Here is a 24,211-nt window from a genome sequence, read left to right on the forward strand (position 1 = left end):
AATTGTGCGGCGCTGGCAATCTTGGCCTGTCAAACGGGAGTTCGGAATTGAAGCAAAATGGGGTGTCGATTTCGCGACGCGGCGAGGTCGAGCCGTTTCACGCCATGGACATTCTTGCCGAGGCAAACCGGCTCATCGCGACCGGGGTGGACGTTGTCTCGATGGCCGTGGGTCAGCCTTCCGACCCGGCCCCGGTCGCTGTGAGGGCAGCTGCTGCCGCCGCCTTGAAGCGTGGGCGCATCGGCTATACCGACTCGCTCGGGCTTGCCGGCCTGCGTTCGGCAATCGCGCGCCACTATGGCGAGCATTACGGCATCGACATTGCGCCGTCGCGCATTGCGGTCACCACAGGATCGTCGGCTGCCTTTAATCTGGCCTTCCTCGCCATGTTCGATGCGGGCGACCGCGTCGCCATCGCGGCACCCGGTTATCCTGCCTATCGCAACATCATGGCTGCACTTGGCATCGAGGTGGTGGAAATCGAACTCGAGGGTGCCGCCTACCTGAACGCCGGGCATTTGCGCGCCGCTCACGCGCAAAAGCCGCTGAAGGGTGTTTTGTTCGCAAGTCCGGCGAACCCAACAGGCGCCGTCGTACCTGAAAGCGAACTCGCAGCTTTGGTGGCGACTGCCGGCGAGTTGGGTATTTCGGTGATTTCGGACGAAATCTATCATCGGTTGGCCTACACCGCGCCCGACACGACAGCGCTTGCCTACAGCCCGGACGTGACGGTCATCAACTCGTTTTCCAAGTACTACTGCATGACCGGCTGGCGCATCGGCTGGATGGTCCTGCCCGAGAGTCTGGTACGTCCGGTGGAGCGTATCGCGCAAAGCCTTTACATCTCCGCACCGGAATTGTCGCAGGTCGCGGCCATCGAGGCTTTCAACGCGACCGACGAGCTCGAAGTGGTCAAGTCGCGCTATGCGGCGAACCGCGAGTTTTTGATGAATCGGCTGCCGGAGCTGGGTTTTCCGCTCGCCGCGCCCATGGACGGCGCTTTCTATGCCTTTTGCGATGTTACGCGCCATACCAATGACAGCATGGCTTTCGCCAAGCGAATGCTGGCCGAGGCGCATGTGGCAGCGACGCCGGGCCGTGATTTCGATCCATTGCAAGGCCATCGCACCATGCGCTTTTCCTATGCCGGCAGTTACAACGAAATGGTCGAAGCGATGGCTCGCATCGAGCACTGGCTGAAATAGGCGAGGGGGGTCACCTTGTCGGATTTGCAACGCATACTGGATGAAATCACTGCGGAGATGGCCGAGCGTTCCGACCGGGGCGAGGTCGCCAGCTACATTCCGCAGCTTGGCAAGATCAATCCTGCCAAGTTTGGCATTGCCGTGACGACCAGCGACGGAGAGGTTTTCTCGGCCGGCGACGCAAACGAAGCCTTTTCGATCCAGAGCATTTCGAAGGTGTTCACGCTGACGCTGGCGCTCGGCAAAGTCGGCGATGCCTTGTGGAAGCGGGTCGGGCGAGAGCCCTCCGGCAATCCCTTCAACTCCATCGTCCAGCTTGAGCGCGAAGCCGGCATCCCGCGCAATCCGTTCATCAATGCCGGCGCCATCGTCATCGCCGATATCCTGCTTGCCGGTCACCAGCCGCGTGAGGCGATCGGCGAAATCCTGCGTTTCGTGCAGTATCTTGCCGATGACGACACCATCATCATCGACCGCGACGTGGCAGCCTCGGAACAGGTGACCGGATTTCGCAACGTCGCGCTTGCCAACTACATGAAATCCTTCGGCAACCTACACCATTCGCCAGAATTGGCGCTTGGCGTCTACTTCCATCATTGCGCCATTGCGATGGACTGCCGGCAACTGGCGCTCGCCGGCCGCTTCCTCGCCAATGGCGGCAAGAGCGGCGGCTATTCCGTCGTCTCGCAGGAGAGGGCACGGCGCATCAGCGCGCTGATGTTGACCTGCGGCCACTATGACGGCTCGGGGGATTTCGCCTTTCGTGTCGGTATTCCCGGCAAGAGCGGCGTCGGCGGCGGCATCCTCGGCGTCGTGCCAGGCGAGGCATCGGTCGCTGTTTGGTCGCCTGGCCTCAACAAAAGCGGCAATTCCCAACTTGGCTCCATCGCGCTTGAAAAGCTTGCCAAGGCGATGAACTGGTCGATTTTTGCCGCCTGACCGCAGCGATCGGTCACGTATCGTTTGTCCAGAAACGAAAACCCCGCGCCAACACGGTGATGGCGCGGGGTTTTCATGTTCCAGATAAGCGGGCTAGCCGCCGTTGGGTTTAGAAAAAGCCCTTCCGTTGCCACCATCCGCCGCGCTTCGGCTTGTCTTCTGCAGCCGGTTCGGCAGGCTGATCGGCCACGACAGAGAAAACCACCGGACTTGCGGGCGTCTCCGCCGCCGCTGCTGCGGTCTTGCGGCGGGTTGCGCGCGGCTTGGCCGGAGCCTTTGCCGCCGGCTCTTTGGCGCTCTCCGCCTTTTCCGCAACAGCTTCTTCGGCAGGCGCCTGTTCCACCACCGCTTCCGCTGCATCAGCTTCGGCCGCTGCGGCCTTCTTGGACTTCGTCGTGCGGCGCGGCTTCTTCGGCTTCTCGGCGGCCGGTGCTTCAGCCTCTGCCGAACCCTGCGCCTCATCAGCCGCTTCGACGGTCGCGACAGCTTGCACCGGCTCAGCTTCGGCAGCACTCACGGGCTCCGCAGCTTCGCTTGTAGCTGCTTCGCCTTCCGCAACCGCGCTGGCTTCTGCTTCGCCGTTTTCAGAGCGGTTGCGCTTGCCGCCGCGCTTGCCGCGCCGGCGCTTCTTGCCCTGCGCGTCATCGCCTGCTTCGACGGTCTCGGCAGTCACGACCTCTGCACCCGCTGCAGCCTCTTCGGCTTCATCGGAAGCTTCTTCCGTCTGTTCGGATGCCGAGGCACCCTCTGCGTCGCCGGCATTTCCATTCGACTGATCGCGTTCGCCGTGCTCGCGATCCCTGCCGCCGCGCCGCCTGCGCCGCCTGCGCCGCTTGCGGTCGCGTTGGCCGTCGCCATTTTCGTCGCCCGAACGCGCCTGCTGCTGCGCGGCCTGCGGCTGTTCGTTCTCCTCGTCAGTCTCGTCCTCGACGACGATCTCGTCCTCCGGTTCCTCCGGCTCGACATAGACCGGCTGCGGGCGAGCCTCGACAAAGCCTTCCGGCTTTTCGGCAAAAGCACCACGCGCAATTGCGTAATGCTGCGCGGCCACGGTTTCATCCGTTTCCAGCGTAATCACCACCCCGAAGCGCTTTTCGAGGTCAACGAGCGTGCTGCGCTTGTGGTTCAGCACATAAAGCGCGGTCGAAACCGGCGTGCGCACGGTGATGTGGCTGCGGGAATCCTTGAGCAGGAATTCCTCGATCGCGCGCACCACCATCAGCGCCACCGACGAGTCGGAGCGCACGTGGCCGGTGCCACCGCAATGCGGGCATGGCTTCATCGTAGATTCCAGCACGCTGGCGCGGATGCGCTGGCGGCTCATCTCCAAGAGGCCGAAATGCGAAATGCGGCCGACCTGAATGCGGGCGCGGTCGTTCTTCAGATGGTCCTTGAGCCGCTTTTCAACCGCACGATTGTTGCGGTTCTCCTCCATGTCGATGAAGTCGATGACGATCAGGCCGGCAAGGTCGCGCAGGCGCAGCTGGCGGGCCACTTCCTCGGCCGCTTCCAGATTGGTGTGGAGCGCGGTCTCCTCGATAGAATGCTCCTTGGTGGAGCGTCCGGAGTTGACGTCGATAGAAACCAGCGCCTCGGTCTGGTTGATGATCAGATAGCCGCCGCTTTTCAGCGTCACTTGCGGCTGCACCATGCGGTCGAGTTGCGCCTCGATGCCGGATCGCACGAAGATCGGCGTCGTCTCGCGATAGGGCTGCACAACCTTGGCGTGGCTGGGCATCAGCATGCGCATGAAGTCCTTGGCCTCGCGGTAGCCGTCCTCGCCGGCCACCAGGACTTCGTCGATGTCCTTGTTGTAGAGATCGCGCACCGAACGCTTGATCAGCGAGCCTTCCTCGTAAACGAGGGCGGGCGCGGTCGATTGCAGCGTCAGGTTGCGGACGTTTTCCCACAACCGCATCAGATATTCGTAGTCGCGCTTGATCTCCGCCTTGGTGCGGCTTTCGCCGGCAGTACGCAGGATTACGCCCATGCCCTGCGGCACTTCGAGATCGGCGACGACCTCCTTCAGGCGCTTGCGGTCCTGCGCGTTGGTGATCTTGCGCGAAATGCCGCCGCCGCGCGCCGTGTTCGGCATCAGCACCGAATAGCGGCCGGCAAGCGACAGATAGGTAGTCAGCGCCGCGCCCTTGTTGCCGCGTTCTTCCTTGACGACCTGAACCAGCAGGATCTGGCGGCGCTTGATGACTTCCTGGATCTTGTACTGGCGACGCGCCGGCTTGCGGCGGTTGCGCACTTCTTCCAGCGCGTCCTCTGCGCCGACCGACTCTACCTCATGTTCGTCGCCATGCGAGGATTGCACCTCTTCTAGCATGCCGCGGTCATTATCGTCGGAAGTCGCCTCGGTGGCCGTTTCGGAAACAGCTTCCGAAATCACATCGGCGTCGACGCTCGCGGCAATGGTCGTCTTGGGACCATCGTCTGCCTCGTCATCGGACCCTTCCGCCTTTGTCTCGGCGGCGTTGTCCTCATCATTGGCGGGCGTGGCTTCCGTCTCCGTGACCAGTTTGACGGTTTCAACGGTTTCGCTTGCATCCTCAGCGGCGTCTTCGCCACCGCTGTTGTCGCCGTTTTCCCCATCCGAAGCCGCTTCGGCGGCGTCACGCCTATGTTCGCCACGGTCGCGGCTCTTGCCGCCCCGGCGCCGGCCGCGCCGGCCGCGATTACGGTCCTGGCGTTCCTCTCCTTCGTGCTCGTCTTCGTTGTTTTCTTCCTCAGCCTCTTCGGCTTCGGCGCGCAGAAGAGCCTGCCGGTCGGCGACCGGGATCTGGTAGTAGTCGGGATGTATTTCACTGAAGGCAAGGAAACCGTGCCGGTTTCCGCCATATTCGACAAAGGCAGCCTGAAGGGAAGGTTCTACGCGCGTTACGCGGGCTAGGTAGATGTTTCCTTTGAGCTGCTTTTTGTCCTGGGATTCAAAATCAAATTCTTCAATACGGTTACCGCGTACGACGACTACGCGTGTTTCCTCCGGGTGGGAGGCGTCTATCAGCATCTTGTTGGGCATTATTTCGTTTCCTCCCGGCAGCCGCCAGCCTCAGCTCGCCGGGGAATGCCCGTGTCTGTCGGTCTGGTTGGGGGATGGTGCCGGATAATTGAATGGCCGTAGGCCGCCGCCGGAGCGCGATGGCGGTGCCGCCCGCTGCCGAAATGGCGCGGTTTCCTGCGGACCTTTCCATGATGGCGCTCGAAAGCATCGTCAGCCAGTGGACCTTTTGAACCAAAGCCCGGAAAACCGGACCAGCTTGTTTGCTCACTTAAGAGCCGGCGTGGGTTGGACCCAAACCATTTTCCTCACGCAAGCATTGCCTCCGCCAGGGGCGCATGCCTACGAAATCCGTCGCGACCAGCCGCAAGCTTCTAATGTGGGTGGATCCGTCTTTTGCGTCTGAAAAGCAGCAACATGCTGCGGACAAGGACGGTTCCAAGATTGCGGTAGTCCAATGCCGCTTTTATGATTTGGCGAGTTAGAAGGCAACCCCGTTTTAAGATGCCGGCAAAAGGGGCGTCTAGGCGGGCAATCTGGATCGTGAAAAGGCTTGGTTAACCTTCTTTGAATACGAATTGTTAATCGCGCGCATGCTTGGCCGGCGTCATCTCCAATCGGGCGCCACCCGCATCGAATCAGGAACAGCAGGACCGCATATGGGGTTGGTAGCGAACAATGGGAAGGTACAGCCTGGAAGCTGGAGCCTTAGCCTTGTCGTTCTCGCCCTTTTCGCCGTGTTTTTTTCGCTGTCCCTGCTCGGCCCCGCACCCGCCGTCGCGGCCGAACCGGTCAATGCCCTCGACTACAAGATGGCGGGCGATGCCACGAAGATGCGCATCGTCATCAATTTCGACCATGAGCCTGACCTCAGATGGTTCCTCCTGCGCGGCCCCAACCGGCTGGTCATCGACCTGCCGGCAACGAAAATGGCGATCGACGCGAAGGATCTGAAGGCGAGGGGCCTGGTGAGGGGCGTTCGCTATGGCGTGTTGCCGAATGGGTCGTCACGCCTCGTGGTTACCGGCAAGGGGCCTTTTCTGGTCGAGCGGCTGGATGTTCTGAAGAATGAGGACAGTGCTGGCTACCGCATTGTCGCCGACATTTCGGCGGCATCTGAGCGCGAATTCGATGAAGCGCTGTCGGTCCAGGCCGAAACCACGGGTTCCACCGTCGCCGGCAACAAGAGCGACCGGGTCAGCAAGTTTCCGTTGAAGCGCTTCACCATTGTCATCGATCCCGGCCACGGCGGCGTTGACGGCGGCGCCGAAGGGCTGAGCGGAACCGTCGAGAAGGAAGTCACGCTGGCCTTTGCCAAGGAACTCAAGGACAAGCTGTCCGTGTCCGGCAAGTACGACGTGTTCATGACCCGCGACGACGACACATTCCTCAGGCTCGATGATCGCGTCCGCATCGCGCGCCAGCACGAGGCCGACCTGTTCATTTCGATCCATGCCGACACGATCAGCCTCAAGGGCATCCGTGGCGCTACCGTTTATACCGTGTCCGACAAGGCATCCGATGCGGAAGCACAAGCCTTGGCCGACCGTGAAAACCTGTCCGACAGGCTTGCCGGCATCGAAGTCAAGGCTGACAGCCCGGAAGTCACCGATATCCTGATCGACCTCATCCGCCGCGAAACCCATTCCTTCTCGATGAGCTTCGCCAACACGCTGGTCGACGAATTGGGCACTTCAGTGGGCCTCATCAACAATCCGCACAGGTTCGCCGGCTTTCGCGTGCTGAGGGCTCCGGACGTCCCCTCCGTGCTGGTCGAACTTGGCTATCTCTCCAATCCCAAGGACGAAGCGCAGTTGATCGATCCTGATTGGCGCGACAAGGCCGCTGAAAGCATCACCAATGCGGTTGCGGCTTTCGCCTCGGTCAAAGCCGCTAAAGACGGGACGTTTTAGATCATCGTGATGCAACGGCGGCGTTGCATGCGGACAACACACGGCGATATTGTTCTGATTTGAAGATCGGATTCGTTCGCCGCCGTATTTTGCCCACATCAAGGCGACAAATGTCCTGTTTCGTGCACTTGCCTGACCTTGAACGCGATGCGGTGTCGTTTAGGAAAGTGACGGATTCTCGACTGGAGCGGGCATGATTCGGCTTATCGGCTATTTCTTTGGCATCGGCACGGCGCTTGCGCTGCTGGTGGCTGGCGCTGTGGCCGTCTATGTCGGCAATCTGGCGGGCGAACTGCCCGACTACGAGGTGCTCGCCAAGTACGAACCGCCGGTGACGACCCGGATCCATTCGTCAGATGGTTCGCTGATGGCCGAATATGCGCATGAGCGTCGGCTATTCCTGCCCATCCAGGCCATTCCCGACCGGGTCAAGGCAGCGTTCCTGTCGGCCGAAGACAAGAATTTCTACAATCATCCGGGCGTCGACATCCAGGGCATCGGGCGCGCCGCCTTGCGTTACGTGACCGGTGGGCCGACGCAGGGCGGTTCGACCATCACGCAGCAGGTGGCGAAGAACTTCCTCCTCACCAACGAGCAGACCCTTGACCGCAAGATCAAGGAAGCGGTGCTGTCGTTCCGCATCGAGCAGGCTTATCCCAAGGACCGCATTCTCGAGCTCTACCTGAACGAGATCTATTTCGGCCTCGGTGCCTATGGCATCGCGGGCGCAGCACTTACCTATTTCGACAAGTCGGTGAACGAACTCACGGTGGCGGACGTCGCCTATCTTGCCGCGCTGCCCAAGGGACCGTCCAATTATCATCCGTTCCGGCACACCCAGCGTGCTATCGAGCGCCGTAACTGGGTCATCGACCAGATGGTCGACAATGGCTACGTCGCGCGCGAGGAAGGCGACAAGGCCAAGGCCGAGCCGCTCAACGTCAAGCCCCGCCGCAACGGCACATACCTGTTCGCCGGCGAATACTTCACTGAGGAAGTGCGGCGCGAGATCATCGCCCGCTATGGCCAGAACGCTCTGTATGAGGGCGGTCTGTCGGTGCGCACCACGCTCGATCCGAATATGCAGCTCGTCGCGCGCAAGGCCATGCAGAGCGGCCTCCTCAAATACGACATGCTGCGCGGCTATCGCGGACCGGTGACCGCCATCGACATTTCCGGCGACTGGGGCGTTGCGCTTGGCGCCATCAAAGGTCTCGACGACGTGCCTGAATGGACGCTTGCGGTCGTGCTGGATAGTTCCGACGCGGGGCTGCGCATTGGCGTGCAGCCTGCCAAGCAGGCTTCGGGCGAACTGGTTGCCGAGCGCGTCGAGGGAACCGTCAGCAAGGAAGACATGTCGTTTGCCATGCGCCATGTCGTCGATGGCAAGACGGTCAAGGCGAAATCTCCGGCCGACGTGTTGAAGCCGGGCGATGTCGTGTTCGTCCAGAAGCGGGACGATGCCGAGGGCGCCTACCAGTTGCGCCAGCCGCCGGAAGTCGAGGGTGGCATGATTGCCATGGACCCGCATACAGGCCGTGTGCTGGCGATGGTCGGCGGCTTCTCCTATGCCGAGTCCGAGTTCAACCGCGCGACACAGGCGATGCGCCAGCCGGGATCGTCGTTCAAGCCGATCGTCTATGCAGCGGCGCTGGACAATGGTTACACGCCCGCCTCCGTCATCATGGACGGCCCGATCACCATCCAGAGCGGCAACACCACCTGGACGCCGAAGAACTATGATGGTCGTGCCGCCGGCCCATCGACCCTGCGTTCGGGCATCGAGCGTTCGCGTAACCTGATGACGGTTCGCCTCGCCAACGACATGGGCATGAAGCTGGTCGCCGAATATGCCGAGCGCTTCGGCGTCTACGACCATCTGGCGCCCTATCTGCCGATGGCGCTGGGTTCGGGCGAAACCACCGTCATGCGCATGGTTTCCGCCTATGCGATCATGGCCAATGGCGGCCGCTCCATCAAACCGTCGCTCATCGACCGCATCCAGGACCGCTACGGCAAGACCGTGTTCAAGCATGACGAACGCGGCTGCGAAGGCTGTAACGCGGCTGAATGGCAGGACCAGGCCGAGCCTGAGCTGGTCGACAATTCCGAACAGGTCCTCGACCCGATGACGGCCTATCAGATCACCTCGATGATGGAGGGCGTGGTGCTGCGCGGCACCGCCACCACCGTTGCCGAGCTTGGCCGCCACATCGCCGGCAAGACCGGCACCACAAATGACGAAAAGGACGCCTGGTTCATCGGTTACACACCGAACCTCGTCGTCGGTCTCTACATGGGCTTCGACAAGCCAAAGGGGCTTGGCCGCGGCACCACCGGCGGCGGTCTCGCCGCGCCGATCTTCAAGGACTTCATGCGCGTGGCGCTCGACGGCACGCCCAATGTCGACTTCAAGGTGCCGGAAGGCATGAGCCTCGTCGCCATCGACCGCAAGACCGGCATGCAGGCCGTCGACGGCCAGCCCGGCACCATCATCGAAGCCTTCAAGCCCGGCACCGGCCCGGCCGATTCCTACTGGATCATCGGCATGGGCGAAGATGGCTCGAACGGCTCGGGCGAGGCCCTGTCGCCGCAAGCCAACCAGGCCATCCAGTCGGGGGGCGGCGGCCTTTACTAAGGCAGAACCGTCTCAATTCTCATCCGGCCGCTGCCTTTTCGGGCGGCGGCGTCACCTCCAGCCATTTCGCTTTACAGGCGGCGCGGGCGTGCCTATGTATCGCGCCATCAAATCAATCCATCGATAAACGGGTAGAGCAGCCTCTTCATGCGCGCGGAAACGCAGAACACGATCGACGAAATCAGGCAGGCGATAACCCTGCTGAGGAGGCATCTTTGACTGGGATCAGGCCCTGAAACGGCTTGAATATCTCAATGTTCTTGCCGAAGATTCCAGCCTTTGGAACGACCCCATCGAAGCACAGAAGCTGATGCGCGAGCGTCAGTCCCTCGAAGAGGGCATCGGCGCGGTCAAGGGCCTGACACGAGCTCTCGAAGATAATATCGGCCTTATTGAACTGGGCGAGGAAGAAGGCGACGAAGGCGTCGTCACCGAGGCCGAAGACGCGCTGCGCGCCATGCGCGGCGAGGTCAAGGCACGGCAGGTCGAGACGCTGCTCTCGGGCGAGGCCGACGGCAACGACACCTATCTCGAAATTCACGCCGGCGCAGGCGGCACTGAGAGCCAGGACTGGGCCTCGATGCTGTTGCGCATGTATACGCGCTGGGCCGAGCGCCGCCGCTTCAAGGTCGAGGTGCTGGAAGTCCATGACGGCGAAGAAGCGGGCATCAAATCCGCGACCGTGCTCATCAAGGGCCACAACGCCTATGGCTGGCTGAAGACCGAGTCCGGCGTTCACCGTCTCGTGCGCATCTCGCCCTATGACAGCAATGCGCGCCGTCACACCTCGTTCGCCAGCGCATGGGTCTATCCGGTCATCGACGATTCGATCCAGATCGACGTCTCCGAATCCGATGTGCGCATCGACACCTACCGTTCCTCGGGTTCGGGCGGCCAGCACGTCAACACTACCGATTCCGCCGTCCGCATCACCCATATTGCCACCGGCATCGCCGTTGCCTGCCAGGCGGAGCGCTCACAGCACAAGAACAAGGCCAAGGCCTGGGAAATGCTGCGTTCCAGGCTCTACGAGGAAGAACTGAAGAAGCGCGAAGCTGCGGCCAATGCTACCGAGGCTTCCAAAAGTGATATCGGCTGGGGCCATCAGATCCGCTCCTACGTGCTGCAGCCGTACCAGTTGGTGAAGGACCTGCGGACCGGTGTTGAAAACACCAGTCCGTCCAACGTGCTCGACGGCGATCTCGATGAGTTCATGGAAGCCTCGCTGTCGCAGCGTATTGAAGGCGGAGCGGGCGAAGTGGTCGCTGATATCGACTAGCCGCTCCAACTGCCGATTGTTCCCGCGATAGTTGCCGGGACGACTTTTCCCGTTCCGCATTTTGCCGCATTGTGTGCTACAACTCGGCCGGGAAGGGTGATCCGGCGCGCTTGGCGCGCCGCAGTTTTACGAGGGACAAGCTTATGAAGATGAAGACTGTTATCGCCGTGATGATGGCCGGCGTGTTCGCCACCGCGTGCACCACCGATCCTTACACCGGCCAGCAGAAGGTTTCCAACACGGCGGCGGGTGCCGGAATCGGCGCTCTCGCGGGTGCTGCGCTCGGTACGTTGGCCGGCGGCAACGACCGCCGCAACGCGCTGATCGGCGCAGGCGTCGGCGCACTCGCCGGCGGGCTCGTCGGCGCGAAGATGGACCAGAACGAGGCCGAACTGCGCGCGCAGTTGCAGGGCACCGGCGTCAGCGTTACGCGCGTCGGCGACCAGATCATGCTCAACATGCCGTCGGACATCACTTTCAACATTGACCAGGACGCGGTGAAGCCCGGCTTCTACTCGGTGCTGAATTCGGTGGCGCTGGTGCTGCGCAAGTACAACCAGACACTGGTCGATGTGTATGGCCACACCGATTCCACCGGCAGCGACCAGCACAATTTCGACCTGTCGCAGCGCCGCGCTTTGTCAGTGGCAAATTATCTGGCCGGGCAGGGCGTCGATCAGCGCCGCTTCGCCGTCACCGGTTTCGGCAAGACCCGCCCGATCGCTTCCAATGGTACGGAGCAGGGCCGGGCGCAGAACCGTCGCGTCGAGATTCAGTTGTCGCCGCTCACCTGATAGCGGCACCGAGGCGGCCATCGGCTGCTTCGTTCACTCCGGATCAACAGAAAAGGGCGGGAATTTCCCGCCCTTTTTTGTTTGTCCTCGTACCGTAGCGATTACCTCAACCGGCCGCTCGCATGGGCCAGCATGGTATAGACCTTGCCGGTATCCGAGGTGAGGTAGGTCTGCGTCATGATGTTGTCGCGGTCGTTGCGGGCAACATCCTTCAGCAACTTCTCGAAGTCGTCGCAGTAGCGGTCCACGGCAGCCCGGAACTCGGCCTCCGCCTGGTACTTGCGGCGGATTTCATCGAAGGTCTGCTGTCCCTTCAAGGTATAGAGCCGGCGCGTGAAGACATCGCGTTCGCCGCGGCGATAGCGGTTCCACAACTCGATCGATGCGTCGTGATCGATTGCGCGGGCGATGTCGACGGACAGCGAGTTCAGCGATTCGACCACGTGCAGCGGGGAACGCTGCGCCGGGGCCGCACGCTGGGCTTCGGCAGTTGCCGACTTCTGGCTGGCTTCTTCGCGTGACGCGCCGGTCAACAGGTCGCGAACCCAACCGTTCTGCGGGTTGCGGCCAGCCGGCTCCTTCTGGCGCGCCGTCGTGTCGGCCTTTTCGGCGGCGTCGAGCGAGCCGCGCAGGGCAACGTTACCCAAAGGCCGCTGCGGAGCAGGCTCGGGCTGTGCCTGACGACGCTGCTGCGGCTCGGGCGCTTTTGGTGCCTGCGGCGCTGGCCGCGAACCGCGAGGCTCTGACACGTCCACCGCACGGCCCGATTTCGCAACGATATCCGACAGTTCCTTCAAGGCGTTGATCTGCTCGGAAACGGCACGGCGAATTGCCGTGGTCGATTCCTGGGCCTCCTGCGGCATTTCCACGACGCCGCGCTTCAGCTCGGCGCGGGTAAGGTCGAGCTCGCTCTTGATGGAGCCTGCCGTGCGCCGCATCTCTTCCGTGGCGTCGGCGAAGCGCTTGGTGGCCGATTCGATTGCCTCGTTGATCGCCGAACGGATCTTGTCGGCGGATTCCATCGTCCTGCCTTCGGCACCCTCCAGCGTCCGTGAAACAAGCGTTTCGAACGACTGCATGACCTTTTCGAGGTCTTCCGACTTCTTGACCAGACCAACGGCGAGGTCGTCCAGCGAAGTCTGCCGCTCCAGCGTGTGCTCGAGGTTGCTCTGCGCGGCGCTCAGCAGTTGCGACGCACTTGCCAGCAGGCGGCTGTGTTCGTCGAACTTGGTTGCGATGGAGGCCACTTCGCGCAGCGTGGAAGACGAGAGTTCGGTCAGGCGGGCCGTGTTGGAATCGACCAGGCGGGCCGAGCTGGCAAAGGTCTGCGCGGCCTTTTCGGTCGTGACCGCAAAGCTTTGCGTGCTGTTGGTCAAGCGCTCGTCGACCTGGCCAAGGTTGTTGGTGGCCTGCTCCACCAGCGCATTGAGCTGCGAGCTGGATGCCGTCATGCGGCCGATAAGGTCGGTAACGCTCTCGGCCAGCGTCGAGCGGGCGCTGTCCACAGCCGACAAGGTTTCGGCGGTTCGGCTGGCCAGTGCCTCGGCAAGGGCCGCGTTTTCGACGCGCAGCTTCTCCGAGGTGCGCTCGGCGGCCGCCTCCATGCTCTTTTGCAGTTCGGAGCCACCTTCGGCGAAACGCTCGACCAGGGGCCGTGCCGTCTCGTCAAGTATCTTGGTGATCTCCGCCGAACGCGCGGCAAGCATCTCGTTGAGCTCGCGCGTGTTGGCGCCGATGGTCCTTGCAGCCTCGTTGGTGCTCTGGCCGATGTGCTGGCCAACAGCGGCAAAGGTTTCGGCGATGACGTTGGCTCGCGAAGCAAGCTGTCCCTCGGCCTGTGCGATATGCTCCCCAAGCTTTTGGCCCATCGTCTCGGCCGAATTGGCGAAGCGGCTTTCGGCATCGGCAATCTGCTCGCCGATCCGGTTTGCAACGGAAGATGCGCTGGCGGTCAGGCGCTCGTCCGCGCCGGCAAGCACTTGCTCGATGCCGCGCGCATGGGCCGCCAGTTCCTGACCCGTCTGTGCAACGCGTTCGGCAACCTGCCGCTCGGTGTTGGCAAAAGCGCCGACGATGCTGTCGGCATGCTGGCCGATGGCCGATGCGGTGTCGGAAATGCGCGACACCATGCGGTTGTCGGCGTCTTCGAGCACGCGGCTGATCTCGGCCGCGCGGCTGGTCAATGCCTCCGAACCCTCGGCAATGCGGGTCATGAGCTGCTGGTCTGCCGTGTCGAAGATGCGGCCAAGGTCGGCGGCGCGTGCGGCAAGAGCTTCAGCGGATTCGCTGATGCGGCTGCCCAGCCTGTCGTCGGCATCCTCGAAGTTGCGCAGTATGTCGCCGGCGCGGGCCGCAAGCGACTGCGCCGTCTCTATGGCGCGCTGGGCAAGACGTTGGTCGGCATCCTCGAAGCTGTCGACGATCTTGCCGGCGCGCGACGCCAGTTGCTCGGCGGTCTCTTCGGCTCGGGCAAGCAGCATGTCGGAGGTGTCCTGCGCACGCGCTGCCAGACGGCCATCCGCCTCTTCAAAGGCGCGCGCCATGTCTTCGGCGCGGGCGAGGAGGGCGGCGGACGTCTGTTCGGCACGTTCGACCATCCTGCGGTCGGCGTCGGAGAGGCTCGCGCTCGCCTGTTCATGCAGTGCCGCCGTAACTTCCAGCACCTTGTCGCGCAGCGAGGAGGCGACGACCACCGCGCTCTTTTCCAGAGCGCCCCTGATGCCATCGACACCGGCTGAAAGGGCGCGTTCCATCGTTCCGGCGCGCTCTTCGATAATGCCGGTCTGCCGGTTGAAGGCTTCCTCGATCTTTTCGACGTCGCCGGCGATGCTGTCGGAGATGCGGGTGCTGCTGGCGGCGATCCGGTCGATGTGATCCGCCACGGCAACATCGATATCGCGGCGGGCGTCGGCCAGCTTTGCCACCTGGCCGGCAACGGCGTCATCGATCTCGCCACGGCTCTCGGTCAGCTTGCCGAGATCGGCTTCCAGTGCCTGCGAGAGCACGCCGCGATCGCGGGTCAGCCGTTCCATATGTTCATGGATGAGCTGGTTGACGCTGGCGAGGTCGCTTTCCAGCGCACGCGAGAGTTCGGCGCGATCGTCGGCCAATCTCAAAGTCTGGCTGGCGATGGCGTCCTTGACCGAAGACAGATCGTTTTCCAGCGCGCGGCGCAAGATGTCGCGGCCTTCGGCAAGCTTTTCGACCTGACCGGCAACGAGGCCGTCGATGCTGGAGCGGCTTTCCGCCAGCTTGGCCAGATCATCCTCCAGCGCTCTGGACAGAGCGATGCGGTCTTCCGCCAGGCGGTCGGCATGCGACCCGACAAGGCCACTCACGTTTCTCAGATCGTCTTGGAGCGCGCGAGCGAACTCCTGGCGATCGACGCCAAGCTGCTGCGACTGTTCGGAAATGACGCTCTTGATCGTGTTGAGGTCCTTTTCCAGCGCGCGCCGCAAAAGGTCGCGGCCTTCTGCCAGCTTCTCCACCTGTCCGGCAACGAGGCCGTCGATGCTGGAGCGGCTCTCCGCCAGCTTGGCAAGGTCGGCCTCAAGCGTCTGGGCAAGCAGGTTGCGATCGTCGGCAAGCTTGCCCGAATGATCGCTGATCAGCTTGTTGATGTTGTTGAGGTCGGCGTCGAGTGCCTGCGAAAGCAGGGCGCGGCCCTGGGCAATCTTCTCGACCTGGCTTGCGACCAGCCCATCGATGCTGGAGCGGGTATCGGCCAGCTTGTTGAGGTCGGCATCGAGCGAACGCGCCAATATCTTGCGGCCCTCGACCAGTTTTCCGACGTGGCCGGCAACCATTTCATCAATGGTTACACGTGCTTCCGCCAATCTGCCGGAGTCTTCGTTAAGTGCGTCGGCAAGCCTTCTGCGGCCTTCCTCCAGCCGTTCGAGATGGCTGCCCAACGAGGCGTCGATGGCTGCGCGCGATTCATTGACCTTGCGCAGATCTTCCTCCAGCACCCGCGAAATCATGCTGCGGCCTTCGGCCAGCTTCTGCATCTGGTTGGATACGGCAGCGTCGATCTCGGCGCGGCCCTCGGCGAACCGGGCAAGATCTTCCTGCATCGCCGCCGCCATCTGGTCGCGGCCTTCGGCGAGCTTCATGCTGTGATGTTCGACAGCCTGTTCGATGCCCGAACGGGCTTCCGCAAGCCGCTGGATGTCGGAATCGAAGGCGCGCGACACCGAATGGCGCGCTGCTTCCATGCGGCCGGCGAAATCGCTGGCGCGGGCTTCGAGCATGGTCGAAGTGGAAGAGATGATGTCGGCCATGTCGGCGCCGATCTGGGTCTTGCCCTGGTCGATAAGGGCAACCAGCGAATCCCTGCCGTCGGTAAACGCGCCGGCAATCTCGCGGGTCCGTTCGACCAGCGTTTCGTTGATCTGGCGGGCGCGCGCCTCCAAGGCGGCGTTGAGCTTCTGCGTGCCGGTATCCAGCGCCTCGGCGCGGGTCTGGAACTCGCTGATCAATTCCTGCCCACGTTCGGCGAGCGTGCGCTCGATCCCCGAAAGCGAGGCTTCGAACTCGGAACTCAGCGTGCGTGCCGCGCCGCCGAGCAGGGAAACCATGCCGGCGGTGCGGTCATCGAGCAGTTCGGTCAGCGAGCGCGTCAGGCCGTCGGTGCTGTCGGTCAGCTTGGCGATGCGCGTGTCGAGCAGGCTTGCGAAGGCCTCGCCGGAGGTCGACAGCCGGTCGGTGATGGAATCCAGGCGCGTTTCCACCGTATCGAAGATCGACAACGAGCTTTCGTTGATGCGGTCGATCAGTGAATCGCCGGATTCGGTAATGGTCATCGACATCTTGGTCGATGCGCCGAGGATGCTTTCGCGGATGAGGTCGCCTGCAGAGCTGATTTCCTCGCGCAGTGTCTCATGTGCACCCGTGATAGAGGCGCGGACGCGCTCGGCGTGGCTGACGACAGCTTCACGTTCGGTGCCAAGCCCGTCGACCAGCGAGCGGATGCGGGCTTCGTTCTCGGAATAGGAGCGCTCGATCTGGTTGACTTCGCTGTGCACCAGCGTTTCCAGTTCGACTGCGCGCGCAAGGGTGCGTTCGATGCCTTCGCCCATGGCCGCAACTTCGCGGCGCACGGCCTGTCCGATCATCATGACACGATCCTGCGCCATGTTTTCCGGTTCCGCGAGGCGGAAGGCCATTTCGGTCATCGATTGGGCGGCAAGACGCATATCCTGCGCGCGGCGGATCATGGCGGCGAATGCCCAGAACAGGATTACGGGCAGCACTGTTGCGACCAGCAGGCCGATCAACTGCGGCCGGGCGAGGAATTGCTCGACCGTGCGGATCTGCCAGATGCCAGAGCCGAACAGGATGTTCGCCAGCGCCGCGGCGCCGGCCACCCAGGCCAGCGAAATGAACGCAACGACCCAGTAGATGCTATTCGAGGCGCGGCGGTTCAGGCTGTGCTGAAGCGACTTGTAGTCCTTCTGGCGGTCGTCGTTGGCGGGCGCGAAACCGTTCTGCTGTATCGTCGGGCGCGGCTCGACCGGGCGCAGATCGACAGGCTTGGCCGCCGGCATTTCGGCAGCCGGGGCGGGCGCGGGTGTCGGAGCGGGAGCCGGCTTTGCCTTGGATTTTGCAGGCTCGACCTTCTCGGGCTTGCTGGCGCGCGCCAATTCGTCGGCTGCCTCGGCAATCTGGGCTTCGAGATCTTCCATGGAAGCCGCAATGTCGAGGTCGCCGGCGTCCACCGAGCTCAGATCGATATCGAGTGCCGCTTCGAGTTCCTTGGCAACTTCCTTGTCGAGGGACTTTGCCGTGGTGGTTTTCTTCGCCATGCCTTCGCTACCCTGTACTAGATGCTACGGAGCGTCTTATTTTGGTTTTTCACGCCCTGCACACGAGGCTGAATATGGACCCCGCGTATCGTAATGACACAGGGGGGTAAAGAAAACATGCATTCGGCGCGATACGTAAAACTTTAAATATAAGGTTAACGCACGCGTGAGTTATGCGGCTCGCGGCGAATTTTTTTGAGGCAGCCTGACGAGCGTCCGGAACGCGATATCAGTTGGATTTTGCCACGTTATGCCGCTATCCGTAAAGATGGATAGAGTGGCTTGGGATTGGACGGGCGATGGACAAAGGTAAACGGGCGGGGGCGTCCGGATCGGGCGAACAAGTCTGTGAACAACTTCAGGCAGCGCCGATCGACCTCGATCATCTGCATCGCCAGACGATGGGCGACAACGCGCTTGGCCGCGAAGTGCTTGTCATGTTCGTCGCGCAGTCCCTTTCGGTTCGCGATCAACTCGCCGGGGCCGAACCCCGCCAGCGCACACTCTTGGCGCATGGATTGAAGGGTGCCGCGCGCGGCGTGGGTGCTTTCGCCATCGCCGAATGCGCCGATGCCATCGAGCGCAACCCCGGCGATGCCGGCCATCTCGAACTTCTCGACAGCCTCGTTGAAGACGTGCGCGCCTTTGTCGCTGCGACCGATCTTTGATTGCAGCAGCGTCAGTTTCCGAAAAACGCCATGCTACGCCGGTTTCGCGCCACAGTTGACTTGTTGGGCGGAGTGATTATCTCGGCGGGGTTCTTCCCTCAGATGACAAAGTAAAAATGACCAAGCTCACTTTCATTGCCTTTGACGGCACCCGTTTCGATGTCGATGCCGAAAATGGCTCCACCGTCATGGAAAACGCCATCCGAAACGCGGTTCCCGGCATCGAGGCCGAGTGCGGCGGCGCCTGCGCCTGCGCCACGTGCCACGTCTACGTCGATGAAGCCTGGACCGATACGGTCGGCGAACCGGAGGCGATGGAAGAGGACATGCTGGACTTTGCCTACGAGGTTAAGCCCAACTCGCGGCTCTCCTGCCAGATCAAGGTGCGCGACGAACTTGATGGCCTCGTCGTCAATGTCCCCGAGCGCCAGGGCTGATCCCAAACCACCTGACCCAATCACTCCTTGATCCTTTGACCGGCTGGCGCTTGGCAGCGCGCCGCCGGTAATGCACTCTTGCCCCGTCTTTGCAGATCGGGACATTTGCCATGGCCAGTCTAACCAAAACCGATGTCGTCATCGTGGGGGCGGGGCCGGTTGGCCTGTTCGCCGTGTTCGAGCTTGGCCTGCTCGATCTTAAATGTCACCTGATCGACATTCTCGACCGGCCGGGCGGCCAGTGCGCCGAGCTTTATCCGGAAAAGCCGATCTACGACATTCCGGGTTGGCCGAAGATCTCTGCGCAAGGCCTTGTCGACAAGCTCATGGAGCAGGCCGCGCCGTTCAAGCCGGACTTCACCTTCAATCGCATGGTTTCAAGCCTTGAAAGGCTGGAAGACGGCTCCTTCCGCCTGACCACCGACGAAGGCGAAGTGCTCGAGGCCAAGGTTGTCGTCATTGCCGCCGGCGGCGGCTCTTTCCAGCCGAAGCGTCCGCCGATTCCGGGCATCGAAGCTTATGAGGGCAAGAGCGTCTTTTATTCCGTGCGGCGCATGGAGGAATTCCGCGGCCACGACCTCGTCATCGTCGGCGGCGGCGACTCGGCGCTGGACTGGACGCTCAACCTGCAGCCGATCGCCAATCGTGTCACTTTGGTACATCGCCGACCCGAATTCCGCGCGTCGCCAGACAGCGTCAACAAAATGTACGCCATGCACGAGATGAAAAAGCTCGGTTTCCAGGTCGGGCAGGTGACCGCGCTCACCGGCAAGGACGGCCAGCTTGCCACGGCGACCATCAAGGGTGCCGATGGCGACATCGAGGTGCCATGCACCCGCATGCTGCCGTTCTTCGGGTTGACGATGAAGCTCGGTCCGATTGCCGAATGGGGCCTCAACCTGCATGAAAACCTGATCCCGGTCGATACTGAGAAGTTCGAGACATCGGTTCCGGGCATTTTCGCCATCGGCGACATCAACACCTATCCGGGCAAGCTGAAGCTCATCCTGTCAGGCTTCCACGAAGCTGCCTTGATGGCGCAGGCCGCCAAGCGCATCGTCGCACCGGGTGAGCGCATCGTCTTCCAGTACACAACGTCCTCGACCAACCTGCAAAAGAAGCTGGGTGTCGTGGACTAGGGTCAGGACCTATTAATCTGGCTGAAATGGTCGGAGCGGATTTGTGCGGATACGAGGAGCGAAGCCGCTGGAAGGCTGAAGCCTTTCAAGGCTTTGCGACACTGTAGCCCGTGCAAATCCGCCCGATCCGAAGGACGATCGAACTGGCGTCGAACTGCTGCGTCAAAGCCCTTGACCGGGGGAACCACCCCGCTCTGCGGACTTTTCCTTGCATCTCTCGCCATTTCGAACGCCATTTCAGTCATATTAATAGGTCCTGACCCTAGGCGCTACTCGGTGGCGACCGGTGCCGCTTCGCGATCATAACCGCGCAACGGCTTTTCCGGCATCAGCGTGAGAACGGCCAATGCAGCCACCAAAAGTGCCGCGGTCGCGAAAAAGATGATGGCGAACGATGCGTCCGTTGAGCCATGCGCGACATGGACGCCTTCGCCGGCCAGCGGCAGGCCATAGCCCAGCGCAACCGCTCCAAGCGCCGCGACCCCGATTGCCCCACCCAGCGAGCGCAGGAAGGTCAGCACGCCGGTGGCGACGCCCAGATGAGCGCGGTCCACCGCGTTCTGCACGGAGACGGTCGAGATCGGGAAGATCGTGCCGGTGCCGAAGCCGATCAGGGCGGTCAAAATCTCCACCTCCAGCAACGAAGCGCTGTCGGCAACGATCCCCATCACGATGAGGCAGGCAATGGCGAACACTATGCCGACCAGCGCGATGCGCTTGTAGTGAGCAAAGCGCGGCACCAGCCGTCCGCTGAGCGAAGCTCCCGCCACGGTGCCCAAGAGCAGCCCCAGCATCGCCATTCCGGCATCGCCGGGCGACAGGTCGAGCGCCGATTGCAGATAGACCGGCAGGTAGATCGCGAGCCCGATGCTGCCCGCCTGAAGCAGGAACATCGCGGTCGTCGCCGTCAACACGATCCGGTTGCTCAGCACTTCCAGTGAAATCAGCGGCTCGCCCGCCTTGTAGAGGCGCAGCGCAAACAGCGCCCACACCACCGCCGAGCCGGCAACGAGCCCGGCGATTTGCGGTGAGGCCCATGCGTAGCGGCTGCCGCCCCAGTTCATCGCCAGCAGCAGCAGCGATGTCGCAATGATCAAAAGCAGCGCGCCCCAGCCGTCAATGCTGTGGCGGCGGGCCGAAATCGGCAGCTTCTTCAACGGATTGCTGATGATCGCCATCGCTATCAGGCCGAGCGGGATGTTGATCCAGAAAATCAGCGACCAGTGCAGGTGTTCGGCAAAGGTGCCGCCAAGCAGCGGCCCGGCGATGCTCGCCACTGCCCAAGTGCCGGAAATCCAGGCCGAATAGCGCGCGCGCTCCAGTGGCGGCACGAGGTCGCCGATCACGGTCTGCGTCATCGCGAAAAGGCCGCCGCCGCCCAACCCCTGCACCGCGCGGCCCGCAACCAGCACCAGCATGTTCGGCGCCATCGCGCTGATTATCGATCCGGCGATGAAGATCAGAACGGCCGCGAAAATGGTCGGGCGACGCCCATAGACGTCGGAAATCTTGCCGTAGAGCGGCGAAACCGCGGTCGCGGTCAAAAGGTAGCCGGTCACGATCCACGGCAAGTACTCGGCGTTGCCGAGCGCCGCCGCCATCGTCGGCATGGCCGGAGCCACGATGGTCTGGTCGAGCGCCGCCAAAAGCATCGACAAGAGCACGCCGGCAATGATGACGTTTTTCTCGCGTTCGCTGAGAGGCGGCTGATGAAACACGTTTTGATCGCTTGGCTTATCCATAGACCCACTCAATTCGATTTCCGCCAGGCCTGAATACAGGCGCGACGTATTCCAAGCTGAAGACAGCTTAATCCGGCCAAGGGCCGTGGTTGAGTTGGCTGTGGACCACGCCTTCAGGCGGGCTTCGGATCCTTGAGAGCAGGATCGCCGGACTACCAACCGGCTCGCGTTTCTCGAAACAGCGGCGCGTGAGATAGCAAACGGCGCATCGGGTGTCGAGCCGCGCGTATTGGTTGAAAAGCGTGCGCCTCTAGTTTTTCGCCTGTGACTGCTCGATGCGGTAACGCAGCAACCGCAGGATCCGGCTTTCGAAATTGATGGTCTCGACCCGGTCGAACTGGGCTTGCGCCCTGTCGTGCTTGGCAAGTGCCGCCTCGGTCACGCGCTTGGCCTTGGCTTGCGCAATCTCACAACTCTTTTGTCGGCCCACAGCCTTCAGCTTGGTCTCAAGCTCACGTGCATGGGCCTTGGCGATATCGACATGCTGTTCTTCATGCCTCTTTATGTCGGCAAACAGCGTGTCCCAGAACAGGCGCACATCCGGTTCCGCCTTCCTGCGCGGCCGCCATTTAGGCAGGATGACCTCGACCTTCACCGTTGTCGTTGCCGAAGCGACCCGGCAATAGGAGCCATCCTGCGCGTAGCCGATCTTGGTGGTGAAGGCCATGCGCGTTGCCCCCGGATGCCGGTTGCCGGTGCTGTTCACATGAGGTCCGCGCTTTGCCAGCTCATCCTCGATCTGGTCGTAGGTCGTGCCGCGAACGGTGAAATAGCTGTAGCTCTTGGCAACCGTCGCCGCGCTGGCTGGACATGCCCCTAGTGCAAGAAGTATAAATGAGAGGAAAGTTTTTTTCACGGCATTCTCTCTACATTCGCTTGCTTTACGGGCCCATAAAGCGCATCGGAAATCAATTTCGCCTGATACCGGTTGAACGACAACGATGATGAGACGATGGCAGTTGGCGCATGGGCGCCACCTTGATCTCGGCGCCAGGGCTGTCGTGATGGGCATTCTCAATGTCACGCCGAACAGCTTTTCCGACGGCGGCCGGTTCGATACGACGGACAGCGCGATCCGGCAAGCCCATCGCATGGTCGAGGAAGGTGCGGCCATCATCGATGTCGGTGGCGAATCGACCGGGCCGAAGTCCCGGCCCATCAGCGCTGCGGAAGAGCAGGCGCGTGCCTTGCCTGTCATCAAGGCGTTGGCTGCGTGGGGTAAGACGCTCATTTCCATCGACACTTACCGCGAGGAGACCGCGCGGCTGGCGGTGGAGGCAGGCGCTCATATCGTCAACGACGTATGGGGCCTGCAACGGGAAGCGGGGATTGCACGGGTCGCTGCGGAAACCGGGGCAGGGCTCGTTATCATGCACACCGGCCGTGAGCGCCAGAAACTGGACGATCCGATTAAGGACCAGTTCCTCTTTCTCAGAAAATCGCTGGAAATCGCGCGCCATGCAGGTATTGGCGAGAACCATATCGTACTCGACCCCGGTTTCGGGTTTGCCAAGGAAACAACCGAAGCCAACATGGATGTCATCGTTCGTTTCGAAGAGTTGCACGAGTTGGGTTTCCCGCTGATGGCGGGTACGTCGCGCAAGCGCTTCATCGGCTCAATTACCGGCCGTGAAGCTCCCGACAGGGCTGCCGGAACGGCGGCCACAAGTGTCATCTTGCGTCTGAAGGGTGCGCAGCTTTTTCGCGTACACGATGTCGCAATCAATGTGGATGCGCTGGCGGTAGCCGATGCTATGCTGGCGCGAGATTCAGAAATGGCTGGGCACTGAAATGTATGTCATCCGCATGAAAAATTGTGCCTTTTTCGCCCGGCACGGTGTGCTTGATGAGGAGGAGGCGCTTGGACAGCGCTTCTATGTCGATGCCACTTTGGACGTCGATCCGAACCAGCCGCTGGAAGCCGATTCCATCCACGCAACGGTGGATTACGGCGTCGCATTTCAGCTGATCGAGGAAATCATTACCGGCGACCGCCGTTTCCTCATCGAGACATTGGCGCTGGATGTCGGCAAGGCGCTTGTCGCGCGCTTTCCGCAGATCAAGCGCGCCGAAATCACCATCCGCAAGCCCAACGCCCCGGTGCGCGGCGTGCTCGATCACGTCGAGGTGAGCGTTGTCTGGCCGCAATAACCGGGTCTTCCTCAGCCTAGGCGGCAATCTGGGCGACCCGCGTAAATCCATGGCTTCGGCGTTGCGGCTCCTGGCCGGTGACGACGGCGCGGACGTTGTTGCGGTATCCTCGCTTTACCGCACGCCGCCCTGGGGCAAGCTCGACCAGCCGGATTTCCTCAATGCGGCTGCCGAACTTTCCACCTCGCTGTCGCCGCATGAATTGCTGGACCTGTGCCTCGGTACCGAAAAGAAGCTCAAGCGCGTGCGCGAGGAGCGCTGGGGGCCGCGGCTGATCGACATCGACATCCTCGTGTTCGGTGACCGCGTCATCCAGGAAACCGGTCTGGAAGTGCCGCATCCGCGCATGTTGGAACGCGCGTTCGTGCTCGCGCCGCTGGCGGAGATCGCGCCCAATTTGTCGGTCGATGGCAAGTCGGTGTCGGAACGGCTCGCAACGGTGGATACGGCCGGCATCGAGCGGTTGCCGTCCGGCCGCGACTGGTGGCTTTCCTGAAA

16 protein-coding genes are annotated in these 24,211 nt (G+C 62.1%); 12 read left to right on the forward strand and 4 right to left on the reverse strand.

What is annotated here, in order from left to right:
- Window positions 1-104: 104 nt before the first annotated feature.
- Together ACODTY_RS02685 and ACODTY_RS02690 are read left to right on the forward strand one after the other, a co-directional pair.
- Window positions 105-1,205 carry a pyridoxal phosphate-dependent aminotransferase gene (locus ACODTY_RS02685; RefSeq protein ID WP_488992923.1) on the forward strand — a complete coding sequence of 367 codons (1,101 nt, stop codon included), beginning with the start codon at window positions 105-107 and terminating at the stop codon, window positions 1,203-1,205.
- A gap of 15 nt (window positions 1,206-1,220) precedes the next feature.
- On the forward strand, window positions 1,221-2,144 hold the full coding sequence (locus ACODTY_RS02690) for a glutaminase (RefSeq protein WP_488992748.1): 924 nt from the start codon (window positions 1,221-1,223) through the stop codon (window positions 2,142-2,144).
- 109 nt (window positions 2,145-2,253) lie between these two features.
- On the opposite strand, the gene ACODTY_RS02695 is transcribed toward ACODTY_RS02690, so the two are convergent.
- Window positions 2,254-5,169 carry an Rne/Rng family ribonuclease gene (locus ACODTY_RS02695; protein ID WP_488992749.1) on the reverse strand — a complete coding sequence of 972 codons (2,916 nt, stop codon included), beginning with the start codon at window positions 5,167-5,169 and terminating at the stop codon, window positions 2,254-2,256.
- Between the two features lie 638 nt (window positions 5,170-5,807).
- Here ACODTY_RS02695 and ACODTY_RS02700 point away from each other — a divergent pair.
- From ACODTY_RS02700 to ACODTY_RS02715, 4 genes are all read left to right on the forward strand, one after another.
- Window positions 5,808-7,061 (forward strand): N-acetylmuramoyl-L-alanine amidase, encoded by a 1,254-nt coding sequence (locus tag ACODTY_RS02700; RefSeq protein ID WP_488992750.1) that lies wholly within the window; start codon window positions 5,808-5,810, stop codon window positions 7,059-7,061.
- 193 nt (window positions 7,062-7,254) lie between these two features.
- A complete protein-coding gene (locus tag ACODTY_RS02705) occupies window positions 7,255-9,699 on the forward strand; it encodes a penicillin-binding protein 1A (RefSeq protein ID WP_488992751.1) in 2,445 nt (814 codons plus the stop codon).
- Between the two features lie 147 nt (window positions 9,700-9,846).
- Window positions 9,847-10,978 (forward strand): peptide chain release factor 2 gene (prfB, locus tag ACODTY_RS02710; RefSeq protein WP_488992752.1). Its coding sequence is split into 2 segments (ribosomal slippage): window positions 9,847-9,912 and window positions 9,914-10,978, totalling 1,131 coding nucleotides; the frame shifts between segments, so codons are not numbered across the junction.
- 143 nt (window positions 10,979-11,121) lie between these two features.
- Window positions 11,122-11,772, forward strand: a complete 651-nt coding sequence (locus tag ACODTY_RS02715) for a YiaD family glycine zipper/OmpA-like lipoprotein (protein ID WP_488992753.1) — start codon at window positions 11,122-11,124, stop codon at window positions 11,770-11,772.
- A gap of 101 nt (window positions 11,773-11,873) precedes the next feature.
- On the opposite strand, the gene ACODTY_RS02720 is transcribed toward ACODTY_RS02715, so the two are convergent.
- On the reverse strand, window positions 11,874-17,576 hold the full coding sequence (locus ACODTY_RS02720) for a coiled-coil domain-containing protein (protein WP_488992754.1): 5,703 nt from the start codon (window positions 17,574-17,576) through the stop codon (window positions 11,874-11,876).
- 299 nt (window positions 17,577-17,875) lie between these two features.
- On the opposite strand from ACODTY_RS02720, the gene ACODTY_RS02725 reads away from it, so the two are divergent.
- The 3 genes from ACODTY_RS02725 to ACODTY_RS02735 all read left to right on the forward strand — a co-directional run bounded on the left by ACODTY_RS02725 (window position 17,876) and on the right by ACODTY_RS02735 (window position 19,820).
- A complete protein-coding gene (locus ACODTY_RS02725; protein WP_488992755.1) occupies window positions 17,876-18,244 on the forward strand; it encodes an Hpt domain-containing protein in 369 nt (122 codons plus the stop codon).
- Window positions 18,245-18,360: 116 nt separating this feature from the next.
- Window positions 18,361-18,681, forward strand: coding sequence for a 2Fe-2S iron-sulfur cluster-binding protein (locus ACODTY_RS02730; RefSeq protein ID WP_488992756.1), 321 nt, complete (start codon window positions 18,361-18,363; stop codon window positions 18,679-18,681).
- Window positions 18,682-18,791: 110 nt separating this feature from the next.
- Complete coding sequence (locus ACODTY_RS02735) at window positions 18,792-19,820, forward strand: NAD(P)/FAD-dependent oxidoreductase (protein ID WP_488992757.1); 1,029 nt, start codon at window positions 18,792-18,794, stop codon at window positions 19,818-19,820.
- 269 nt (window positions 19,821-20,089) lie between these two features.
- On the opposite strand, the gene ACODTY_RS02740 is transcribed toward ACODTY_RS02735, so the two are convergent.
- Both ACODTY_RS02740 and ACODTY_RS02745 read right to left on the reverse strand, forming a co-directional pair.
- On the reverse strand, window positions 20,090-21,562 hold the full coding sequence (locus ACODTY_RS02740) for an MDR family MFS transporter (protein WP_488992758.1): 1,473 nt from the start codon (window positions 21,560-21,562) through the stop codon (window positions 20,090-20,092).
- A 250-nt stretch (window positions 21,563-21,812) separates the two neighbouring features.
- Complete coding sequence (locus ACODTY_RS02745) at window positions 21,813-22,418, reverse strand: DUF922 domain-containing Zn-dependent protease (protein ID WP_488992759.1); 606 nt, start codon at window positions 22,416-22,418, stop codon at window positions 21,813-21,815.
- Window positions 22,419-22,503: 85 nt separating this feature from the next.
- Here ACODTY_RS02745 and folP point away from each other — a divergent pair, with 85 nt between their 5' ends.
- Genes folP through folK form a run of 3 tightly spaced genes read left to right on the forward strand, consistent with a single transcriptional unit; the run spans window position 22,504 to window position 24,209 of the window.
- Window positions 22,504-23,352: a dihydropteroate synthase gene (gene folP / locus ACODTY_RS02750; RefSeq protein ID WP_488992760.1), complete on the forward strand. Its 849-nt coding sequence runs from the start codon at window positions 22,504-22,506 to the stop codon at window positions 23,350-23,352.
- Between the two features lies 1 nt (window position 23,353).
- A complete protein-coding gene (gene folB / locus ACODTY_RS02755; protein ID WP_056238919.1) occupies window positions 23,354-23,713 on the forward strand; it encodes a dihydroneopterin aldolase in 360 nt (119 codons plus the stop codon).
- Window positions 23,697-24,209 (forward strand): 2-amino-4-hydroxy-6-hydroxymethyldihydropteridine diphosphokinase, encoded by a 513-nt coding sequence (folK, locus tag ACODTY_RS02760; RefSeq protein ID WP_488992761.1) that lies wholly within the window; start codon window positions 23,697-23,699, stop codon window positions 24,207-24,209. Before folB ends, folK begins: the two co-directional genes overlap by 17 nt.
- The last annotated feature ends 2 nt before the right edge of the window (window positions 24,210-24,211 follow it).

Source organism: Mesorhizobium sp. FG116, assembly GCF_057809835.1.